This is a genomic window from Streptomyces tricolor (assembly GCF_002155905.1).
GTDB classification, from domain to species: domain Bacteria; phylum Actinomycetota; class Actinomycetes; order Streptomycetales; family Streptomycetaceae; genus Streptomyces; species Streptomyces tricolor.
In genome coordinates, this window is the sequence record NZ_MUMF01000431.1 from 1 (window position 1) to 9,530 (window position 9,530).

At 73.2% G+C, this 9,530-nt stretch carries 8 protein-coding genes and 1 tRNA gene; 8 read left to right on the plus strand and 1 reads right to left on the minus strand.

What is annotated here, in order from left to right; genetic code table 11:
* From CCN44_RS28360 to CCN44_RS28385, 6 genes are all read left to right on the plus strand, one after another.
* The coding region (locus tag CCN44_RS28360) for a (2Fe-2S)-binding protein (RefSeq protein ID WP_143650000.1) at positions 1-884 on the plus strand (884 nt) is incomplete at its 5' end.
* Positions 881-3,190, plus strand: coding sequence for a xanthine dehydrogenase family protein molybdopterin-binding subunit (locus CCN44_RS28365; protein WP_059249809.1), 2,310 nt, complete (start codon positions 881-883; stop codon positions 3,188-3,190). The genes CCN44_RS28360 and CCN44_RS28365, both read left to right, overlap by 4 nt.
* A gap of 58 nt (positions 3,191-3,248) precedes the next feature.
* Positions 3,249-3,779 carry an AAA family ATPase gene (locus CCN44_RS28370; protein ID WP_086700647.1) on the plus strand — a complete coding sequence of 177 codons (531 nt, stop codon included), beginning with the start codon at positions 3,249-3,251 and terminating at the stop codon, positions 3,777-3,779.
* A gap of 130 nt (positions 3,780-3,909) precedes the next feature.
* Positions 3,910-5,067 carry an SUKH-4 family immunity protein gene (locus CCN44_RS28375; protein ID WP_086700640.1) on the plus strand — a complete coding sequence of 386 codons (1,158 nt, stop codon included), beginning with the start codon at positions 3,910-3,912 and terminating at the stop codon, positions 5,065-5,067.
* Between the two features lie 106 nt (positions 5,068-5,173).
* Complete coding sequence (locus CCN44_RS28380; RefSeq protein ID WP_059249807.1) at positions 5,174-6,049, plus strand: helix-turn-helix domain-containing protein; 876 nt, start codon at positions 5,174-5,176, stop codon at positions 6,047-6,049.
* Complete coding sequence (locus CCN44_RS28385; protein WP_086700643.1) at positions 6,046-6,264, plus strand: DUF397 domain-containing protein; 219 nt, start codon at positions 6,046-6,048, stop codon at positions 6,262-6,264. Before CCN44_RS28380 ends, CCN44_RS28385 begins: the two co-directional genes overlap by 4 nt.
* Before the next feature lie 49 nt (positions 6,265-6,313).
* On the opposite strand, the gene CCN44_RS28390 is transcribed toward CCN44_RS28385, so the two are convergent.
* Positions 6,314-6,388, minus strand: a tRNA-Cys gene (locus tag CCN44_RS28390).
* Positions 6,389-6,561: 173 nt separating this feature from the next.
* Here CCN44_RS28390 and CCN44_RS28395 point away from each other — a divergent pair.
* Both CCN44_RS28395 and CCN44_RS28400 read left to right on the plus strand, forming a co-directional pair.
* A complete protein-coding gene (locus CCN44_RS28395) occupies positions 6,562-8,010 on the plus strand; it encodes an MFS transporter (RefSeq protein ID WP_059249805.1) in 1,449 nt (482 codons plus the stop codon).
* Positions 8,011-8,180: 170 nt separating this feature from the next.
* Positions 8,181-9,530 (plus strand): DEAD/DEAH box helicase (locus tag CCN44_RS28400; protein WP_244203982.1); only part of this gene is annotated, 1,350 nt, incomplete at its 3' end.

The following is a 9,530-nucleotide window of genomic DNA, read 5'->3' on the forward strand; positions in this document are numbered from 1 at the left end:
CCGAGGGCGCCGCCGACGCGTCCGTGCCGGACGGCCGGTCCGGAGGCGAGGGCGCCGGCGAGGACCCCGCGGACCCCGCGTCCGCGCAGGAGGACGTCTCCGAGGGCGCCGGGGAGGACCAGGCCGCCGTACCCCTGCCGCCGCACGACGACCACCCCCTCGCCTCCTACGTGCTGCGCGTCAACGGCACCGACCGCCCGGTCACCGACGCCTGGATCGGCGAGTCGCTGCTGTACGTGCTGCGCGAGCGGCTCGGTCTCGCGGGTGCCAAGGACGGCTGCTCGCAGGGCGAGTGCGGGGCCTGCAACGTGCAGGTCGACGGCCGCCTGGTGGCCTCCTGCCTGGTCCCGGCGGTCACCGCGGCCGGCAGCGAGGTGCGTACGGTCGAGGGTCTCGCCGTCGACGGGCAGCCCTCCGACGTCCAGCGCGCGCTCGCCCGGTGCGGTGCCGTGCAGTGCGGTTTCTGCGTCCCCGGCATGGCGATGACCGTGCACGACCTGCTGGAGGGCAACCCGGCGCCGACCGAGCTGGAGACCCGGCAGGCGCTGTGCGGCAACCTGTGCCGGTGCTCGGGCTACCGGGGCGTCGTGGAGGCCGTCAAGGAGGTCGTCGCCGAGCGCGAGGCGTCCCACGCGGACTCCGGGACGGAGACGGAGGAGGCGCGCATCCCGCACCAGGCGGCGCCCGGCTCCGGCGGTGTCCACCCGTCGGCGTTCGAGGCACCCGGCGCCTTCGACACCCCGCAGACACCGGACGCGTACGCCCCGCAGGACGCGACACCGGGCGCCTACGGCACACCCGGCCCGTACGGCTCGCCGGACCCCTACGGCACGCCGCCGGGACCGCAGGACCAGCACTACGGCCAGGACGGAGGCCAGGCGTGAGCAACGAAGCCGGCACCGCGACCACCGCCGCGGAACCCGACCCCGCTGCCGAGGCGTCGCCGCACGGCATCGGCGCCTCCCTGCCGCACGCCGACGCCCGCGCCAAGACCGAGGGCACCTTCCCGTACGCGGCCGACCTGTGGGCCGAGGGCCTGCTGTGGGCCGCCGTGCTGCGCTCCCCGCACGCGCACGCGCGCATCGTCTCCATCGACACCACCCACGCGCGCGAGATGCCCGGCGTCCGCGCCGTCGTCACCCACGAGGACGTGCCCGGCACGCCCCGCCACGGCCGGGGCACGCCCGACCGGCCGGTGTTCGCCGCCGAGGTCGTACGCCACCACGGCGAGCCCATCGCCGCCGTGGCCGCCGACCACCCGGACACCGCGCGGATGGCCGCCGCCGCCGTCATCGTCGAGTACGAGGTGCTCGACCCGGTCACCGACCCGGAGCAGGCCTTCGAGGCCGAGCCGCTGCACCCCGACGGCAACCTGATCCGGCACATCCCGCTGCGCCACGGCGACCCGGAGGCGGTCGGCGAGGTGGTGGTCGAGGGCCTGTACCGGATCGGCCGCCAGGATCCGGCCCCGATCGGCGCCGAGGCCGGCCTCGCCGTACCGCGCCCGGACGGCGGGGTGGAGCTGTACCTGGCCTCCACCGACCCGCACACCGACCGCAACACCGCCGCCGCCTGCTACGGCCTGCCCCCCGATCGGGTGAAGATCGTCGTCACCGGGGTGCCCGGCGCCACGGCCGACCGCGAGGACCAGGGCTTCCAGCTCCCGCTCGGCCTGCTCGCGCTGAAGACGGGCTGCCCGGTGAAGCTGACGGCGACCCGCGAGGAGTCCTTCCTCGGCCACGCCCACCGCCACCCCACCCTGCTGCGCTACCGCCACCACGCCGACGCCGAGGGCAAGCTGGTGAAGGTGGAGGCGCAGATCCTGCTGGACGCGGGCGCGTACGCCGACACCTCCGCCGAAGCGCTGGCCGCCGCCGTCTCCTTCGCGTGCGGCCCGTACGTCGTCCCGAACGCCTTCATCGAGGGCTGGGCCGTCCGCACCAACAACCCGCCTTCCGGGCATGTGCGCGGCGAGGGCGCCATGCAGGTGTGCGCCGCCTACGAGGCGCAGATGGACAAGCTGGCGAAGAAGCTGGGCCTGGACCCGGCCGAGCTGCGCCTGCGCAACGTCCTCGCGACGGGCGACGTCCTGCCGATCGGCCAGACCGTGACCTGCCCGGCCCCCGTCGCCGAACTGCTCCAGGCGGTCCGCGACTTCCCGCTGCCTGCGCTGCCCAAGGACACGCCCGAGGAGGAGTGGCTGCTGCCCGGCGGCCCCGAGGGCGCGGGCGAACCGGGCGCGGTGCGCCGGGGCGTCGGCTACGGCCTGGGCATGGTGCACATGCTCGGCGCGGAGGGCGCCGACGAGGTGTCCACGGCGACGGTCAAGGTCCACGACGGCATCGCGACCGTGCTGTGCGCGGCCGTGGAGACCGGCCAGGGCTTCACCACGCTGGCCCGGCAGATCGTCCAGGAGACCCTCGGCGTCGAGGAGGTCCACGTCGCCCCGGTCGACACCGACCAGCCCCCGGCCGGCGCGGGCTGCCGGGGCCGGCACACCTGGGTGTCGGGCGGCGCCGTGGAGCGGGCGGCCAAGATGGTCCGCACGCAACTGCTCCAGCCCCTGGCGCACAAGTTCGGCATGTCCACCGAGCTGCTCCAGATCACCGACGGCAAGATCACCTCGTACGACGGCGTCCTGTCGACCACCGTCACCGAGGCGTTGGAGGGCAAGGAGCTGTGGGCCACCGCGCAGTGCCGCCCGCACCCCACCGAGCCGCTGGACGCCTCCGGCCAGGGCGACGCCTTCGTGGGCCTGGCGTTCTGCGCGATCCGCGCGGTGGTCGACGTCGACGTCGAGCTGGGCTCGGTGCGGGTGGTGGAGCTGGCGGTCGCCCAGGACGTGGGCCGGGTGCTGAACCCGGCGCAGCTGGCGGCCCGTATCGAGGCGGGCGTCACCCAGGGCGTGGGCATCGCCCTCACCGAGAACCTGCGCACGCCCCGCGGCCTGGTCCGCCACCCCGACCTGACCGGCTACGCCCTGCCGACCGCCCTGGACGCGCCCGACGTCCGGATCGTGAAGCTGGTCGAGGAGCGGGACGTGGTCGCCCCGTTCGGCGCCAAGTCGGTCAGCGCCGTCCCGGTGGTGACGGCACCGGCGGCGATCGCCTCCGCCGTCCGCGCCGCCACCGGCCGCCCCGTCAACCGCCTCCCGATCCGCCCGCAGGCGGCCGTGGTGACGGACCGGTGAACACACCGCCGCGCCACGGGCCCGCGCCCGGCGGAAGCCCTCTCACCTGATGGCCGGCATGGACGGTGTCGTCCTGGTCACCGGGGTGATGGCGGCGGGCAAGTCCACGGTGGCCCAGCGGCTGGCCGAGGCGCTGCCGCGCGCCGCGCACGTCCGGGGCGACGCGTTCCGCCGGATGATCGTGTCGGGGCGGGTGGAGTACGCCCCCGGGGCGGGGGGCGAGGCCGCCGCGCAACTGGCGCTGCGCCACCGGCTGTCGGCGGCGACGGCGGACGGGTACGCGGCGGCGGGCTTCACGGCGGTCGTGCAGGACGTCGTCCTCGGCGCGTACCTGCGGACGTACACCGGCCTGGTCCGCACCCGCCCCCTGTACGTGGTGGTGCTGGCGCCCGCCGCGGCGGAGGTCGCGGCCCGCGAGGCCGGCCGGGCGAAGACCGGGTACGGCGGGGAGTGGACCGTGGCCGCCCTGGACGAGGAACTGCGCCTGCGCACCCCGCGCATCGGCCTCTGGCTGGACACCTCCGGCTGGACCCCGGAGGAGACCGTGGAGGCGATCCTCGCCGACACGCAACGAGCCCGGGTCGCCTGACGTCTTCCCTCGTGAGGGCCGTTGTCAGTGGGGCGGCGTAGTGTGCACAGCGGTGGGGGCACCTGCCCGGGGGCCGCGTACGACGGTGTGCGCGGGCCCGTCACGCGCCAGGGAAGACCGCGGGGGAGCGATGAGCACGACCGACGCCGACGTACCGGTGATCACGCTGACCGAGGCGGAGCTGGACCGCTACGTCACGCACCCGCCGACGCGCGGCCTGCTCACGGGCGTCGGCCTGCCCGCGGAAACCGACCTGCTGACCTTCTCCCCGCTGCGCACCCACGGCCTGCGCACGCTCGCCGACGCCGCCGAGGGCCCCTTCGGCCTGGCGGAGGACCTGCGCGCGCGCCTGGTGATAGGCGAACTGCTCACCCCGGCCGGCATGGAGCGCCGGTCGATCCTGCTCGACGGCGTCACGGGCGAGCTGACGACGGCCTACCTCTTCGACCCCTCCGACCCCCGCCCCTTCGCGCCCTCCCTGGACACGCTGCTGCGCTTCGCCGCGGTCACCGAGGAACTGGCGGGCCTGCGCGGCCGGTTCGCCTCCCTGGCCGGCCAGTACGGCCCCAGGACGGTCACCGAGGCCTCCCGCCGCCTCCTCACCCTCTTCGAGGAGGGCGTCGACGGGCAGGTCCCGCCGTACTGGAAGGCGGCGGCCCTGATCCGCCCGCTGTCCCTCGTCGCCGGCCCCGGTACGGCCTCGGGCCTCACCCTCGACGTCCCCGCCCGCCTGCTGGACCAGGAATTCGGGCACGGCAGGGTGGCCCGCTTCGAGGAGGTCGACTTCCCCGCGACGCTCACCCACGAGCCGACCCGCCGCTTCCTGCGCGAGACGGGTCTGCCCGAGGAGGCGGTCCTCTTCCACGCCGACACCGACGTCCCGCTGCCCACGCTCCGCGAGTACGTCACCGAGGAACGCCCCGACCACCCCCTCGGGGAACTCCCCGCCCACTGCGACTACTTGATCCGTCTGGGCGGGCTGCCGGGGGGCAACAGCCTGGTGGTCGACGGCAGAACGGGCGCGGTCCTCACCTTCGACGAGCCCGAGGCCGCCCTCTCCCCCCTCAACACCGATGTCTCCACCCTGGCCTTCACCCTGTGGCTCATCCACCACGAGCGCACCATCGACGACCACCTCGGCGGGGAGCTGTCCACCCACGCCTACGACCACCTGGTCGTCCTCATGATCCACACCCTCCGCTCGATCGACCCGACGGGCACCCTCCCGGAGACGTCCTGGCACTACTGGACGGAACTCCTCCGGGACGAGACGGGCGGGGTGCTCTGAGCCGTCAGGATGCGGTGAATTTCCGGATTCCGGTCACTTAGAGTGGCCGCGCGACCCTACCGTGGACCGTGATTATGTCGACACGCACGGTGACGGAGGGGTGCGGATGGCGGTCGACGTGGCTGCGGAGCCACTCAAGGACGAGGTGAGCGAGCGGGGCTGGGAGGTCGACCCGGACGACGAGTGGGGCATCGCCGTCATCACCACCGTCGGACGGCAGTTGAGGCTGCGGCGGGAAGCGGTGGGGATGAAGGTCGGTGACTTCGCCAAGGCCGCCGGCTACGGCGAGGACCTGGTCTACAAGATCGAGAGCGGAAAGCGGATTCCCCGGCCCGAGTATCTGGACAAGGCCGACGAGGTGTTGGGGGCGGGGGGACTGCTCTCGGCGATGAAGGAGGATGTGCAGAAGGTCCGGTACCCGAAGAAGGTCCGGGCGCTGGCGGACATGGAGGCCAAGGCCGTCGAGATCGGCCTGTACGAGTGCAACATCATCGCCGGACTCCTGCAGACGGCCGAGCATGCCCGAGCCGTGATCGGGGCAGCCCAGCCGCCGTACTCACCGGACGACGTGGAGCGCATGGTGGCTGCTCGACTGGCCCGGCGGTCGGTCTTCGAACGGACACCGGCTCCGTCGATCCACTTCGTCCTGGAAGAAGCGCCGCTGCGTCGCCAGGTCGGGGGCACAATGGTGTGGCGTCGGCAGCTCGAACACCTGCTGGAGGTGGGGCGCTTGAACAACGTCACACTGCAGGTCATGCCGACGAACACCGACGCCCACCCCGGGCTGGACGGCAGGATCGAGCTGCTGAAGTTCTGCGACGGGAAGGCGGTGGGCCGCTCCGACGGCCTGTTCAACGGCCGGCCCGTCGACGACCTGAAGCATCTCCGCATCCTGGAGTTGCAGTACGGCACCATCCGGGCGCAGGCCCTCCCGCCCCGGGAGTCGCTTGCCTTCATCGAGAAACTGCTGGGAGAGACATGATGCGCAAGGCCTCCGCCGAGCACTCCTCCGAACTGGCGTGGTTCAAGAGCAGCTACAGCGGCGGCACCAACGGCGAGTCCTGCGTCGAGGTGGCCACCACTCCCGGCACGATCCACGTCCGCGACTCGAAGACCCTCGACGGCCCCCAGCTCGCCCTCACTCCCCACGCCTGGTCGGCCTTCGTGCCGTACGCGTCCTACGGTCGAGGCGACTGAAGAAGGGCGGCACTCCCTGGGGGGTGCCGCCCTTCCATGCTGACGAATATGGAGGCCGTGGCGGGAATTGAACCCGCGTACCTCGCTTTGCAGGCGAGTCCCTGAGCCACTCGGGCACACGGCCGTGTCGGTGAGAAGAACGTACGGGCCTGTCAGGGAGGGGCTCAAGAGGCGCGGCGTGCGTGCAACAGGACTGCCATACCCCGTTCATGAAAGGGGACGTACGACCAACGGCGGAGTGGAAGGTCGGACTCCTGACAGGGGTCAAACTTGGTTGCGGGGCTTACTCTGGCGAGCATGAGTGCCCTTGGATCCCGCGAGCCCGATGTCCTTGATCCGCCCCTTGACCAGGACGGCGGCGTGCTGAGCCGGTCGTACCGGGCGCTCAGTGTCGGGATCGTGTCGGTCGTGGTCCTCATCGCGTTCGAGGCGACCGCCGTGGGCACGGCGATGCCGGTCGCCGCGCGGGAGCTGCACGGCGTGGCGCTGTACGCGTTCGCCTTCTCCGGGTACTTCACGACCAGCCTGTTCGGGATGGTGCTCGCCGGGCAGTGGTCCGACCGCAGGGGACCCCTGGGCGCGCTCACCACCGGCATCGCCGCCTTCGCCGCGGGGCTCCTCGTCGCCGGGACCGCGCAGGTCATGTGGGTGTTCATCCTCGGCCGGGCCGTGCAGGGACTGGGCGGTGGGCTGGTCATCGTGGCGTTGTACGTCGTGGTCGGGCGGGCCTACCCCGAGCGGCTGCGGCCCGCGATCATGGCGGCCTTCGCCGCCGGCTGGGTCGTCCCCTCCATCGTCGGCCCCCTCGCCTCCGGCGCCGTCACCGAGCACCTCGGCTGGCGCTGGGTGTTCCTCGGCATACCCGTCCTCGTCGCGCTGCCGCTCGCCCTCGCCCTGCCCCAGATACGCCGGAGGGCGTCGGGCCCGGTGGACGAGGCGGCCGGTGCCGAGCCCTTCGACCGGCGGCGGATCCGGCTCGCGCTCGGCATCTCCCTCGGCGCCGGACTCCTCCAGTACGCCGCCCAGGACCTGCGCCCGCTGTCCCTGCTCCCGGGACTGGCCGGGGCGGCCCTCCTCGTCCCCGCCGTCCTCGGTCTGCTCCCGCGCGGCACCTACCGGGCCGCCCGCGGCCTGCCCTCCGTCGTGCTGCTGCGCGGCCTGGCCGCCGGTTCCTTCATCGCCGCCGAGTCCTTCGTGCCGCTGATGCTGGTCACCCAGCGCGGGCTGTCGCCGACCCTCGCCGGGTTCTCGCTGGCGGCCGGCGGCCTGACGTGGGCGCTGGGATCGTTCGTGCAGTCCCGGGCGCGCGTGGCGCCGTACCGGGAGCGGCTGATGACCCTCGGGATGGTGCTGGTCGCCGTCGCGATCGTCGCCGCGCCGAGCGTGCTCGTGCACTCCGTGCCGGTGTGGACCGTCGCCGCCGCCTGGGGGGTCGGCTGCTTCGGCATGGGGCTGGTGATCTCCTCCACCAGTGTGCTGCTGCTCCAGCTGTCCGCCCCGGAGGAGGCCGGTACGAACTCCGCCGCGCTCCAGATCTCCGACGCCCTCGCCAACGTCGTCCTCCTCGCCGCGACCGGCGCGGCCTTCGCGGCCCTCGGCGGCGGCAGCGCCGCGGCGACCACGGCCACGGCGGCCGGCAGCGGGCATCCCGCCGCCTTCGCCGCCGTCTTCCTGCCGATGGCGGCGGTGGCGCTGGTGGGCGCCTGGGTGACCCGCAGGCTGCGGGAACGGACGCCTGCGCGCTGAGTGACGGGCCGGTGATCGCGGGGTGACGGTGGGTCCGCTGTGGCTGCTGTGACGTGGCTCCCACCCGTGGGCGACCCGGGGTCGTTCGCGGGTTGAGGGCGGGGCGGCGCCGGTAGGGTGGCCCGGTTGTCATACGTAGCCGAGCCCCCGACCACTGATCTACGGAGACCGTGACTACCACCGCCGCCACCTCCGCCACCTCCGCTACCTCACATCACCTCTCGCCCGCCTTCCCGGGCCGGGCCCCCTGGGGTACCGCCAGCAAGCTGCGTGCCTGGCAGCAGGGGGCGATGGAGAAGTACATCCAGGAGCAGCCGCGTGACTTCCTCGCCGTCGCCACGCCCGGCGCCGGCAAGACGACCTTCGCCCTGACCCTTGCCTCCTGGCTGCTGCACCACCACGTCGTGCAGCAGGTGACCGTGGTCGCGCCCACCGAGCACCTGAAGAAGCAGTGGGCCGAGGCCGCGGGCCGGATAGGGATCAAGCTCGACCCGGAGTACAGCGCGGGCCCGCTCGGCAGGGAGTACGACGGGGTCGCCGTGACGTACGCCGGTGTGGGCGTGCGCCCGATGCTGCACCGCAACCGGGTCGAGCAGCGCAAGACCCTCGTCATCCTGGACGAGATCCACCACGCCGGTGACTCCAAGTCCTGGGGCGAGGCGTGCCTGGAGGCCTTCGAGCCGGCCACCCGGCGGCTGGCGCTGACCGGTACGCCGTTCCGGTCCGACACCAACCCCATCCCCTTCGTGACGTACGAGGAGGGGGCGGACGGGATCCGGCGGTCCGCCGCCGACTACACGTACGGCTACGGGTCCGCGCTGGCGGACGGCGTCGTCCGGCCGGTGATCTTCCTTTCCTACAGCGGCAACATGCGCTGGCGGACCAAGGCCGGTGACGAGGTCGCCGCCCGGCTCGGCGAGCCGATGACCAAGGACGCGGTCAGCCAGGCCTGGCGTACGGCCCTCGACCCGCGCGGCGACTGGATGCCGAGCGTGCTGCGCGCCGCCGACCAGCGGCTGACCGAGGTCCGCAAGGCCATCCCGGACGCGGGTGCGCTCGTCATCGCCTCCGACCAGGATTCCGCGCGCGCGTACGCGAAGCTCATCCGGGAGATCACCGGGACGAAGGCGACGCTCGTGCTGTCCGACGACGCCGGCGCCTCGAAGAAGATCGACGAGTTCAGCGCCGGCACCGACCGGTGGATGGTCGCGGTGCGGATGGTGTCCGAGGGCGTCGACGTGCCGCGGCTCGCGGTGGGGGTCTACGCCACGACCATCTCGACGCCGCTGTTCTTCGCGCAGGCCGTGGGTCGTTTCGTGCGGTCCCGGCGGCGCGGTGAGACCGCTTCCGTGTTCCTGCCGACCGTGCCCGATCTGCTGACCTTCGCCAACGAGATGGAGAAGGAGCGGGACCACGCCCTCGACAAGCCGAAGAAGGAGGGCGAGGAGGACCCGTACGCCGAATCCGAGAAGGAGATGGAGGAGGCGAACAAGCAGCAGGACGAGGACACCGGCGAGCAG

What these genes read in the sequence shown, in the direction of transcription:
- CCN44_RS28370 (WP_086700647.1), top strand. Translation starts at nt 3,249, where the DNA reads ATGGACGGTGTCGTCCTGGTCACCGGGGTGATGGCGGCGGGCAAGTCC.
- CCN44_RS28375 (WP_086700640.1), top strand. Translation starts at nt 3,910, where the DNA reads ATGAGCACGACCGACGCCGACGTACCGGTGATCACGCTGACCGAGGCG.
- CCN44_RS28380 (WP_059249807.1), top strand. Translation starts at nt 5,174, where the DNA reads ATGGCGGTCGACGTGGCTGCGGAGCCACTCAAGGACGAGGTGAGCGAG.
- CCN44_RS28385 (WP_086700643.1), top strand. Translation starts at nt 6,046, where the DNA reads ATGATGCGCAAGGCCTCCGCCGAGCACTCCTCCGAACTGGCGTGGTTC.
- CCN44_RS28395 (WP_059249805.1), top strand. Translation starts at nt 6,562, where the DNA reads ATGAGTGCCCTTGGATCCCGCGAGCCCGATGTCCTTGATCCGCCCCTT.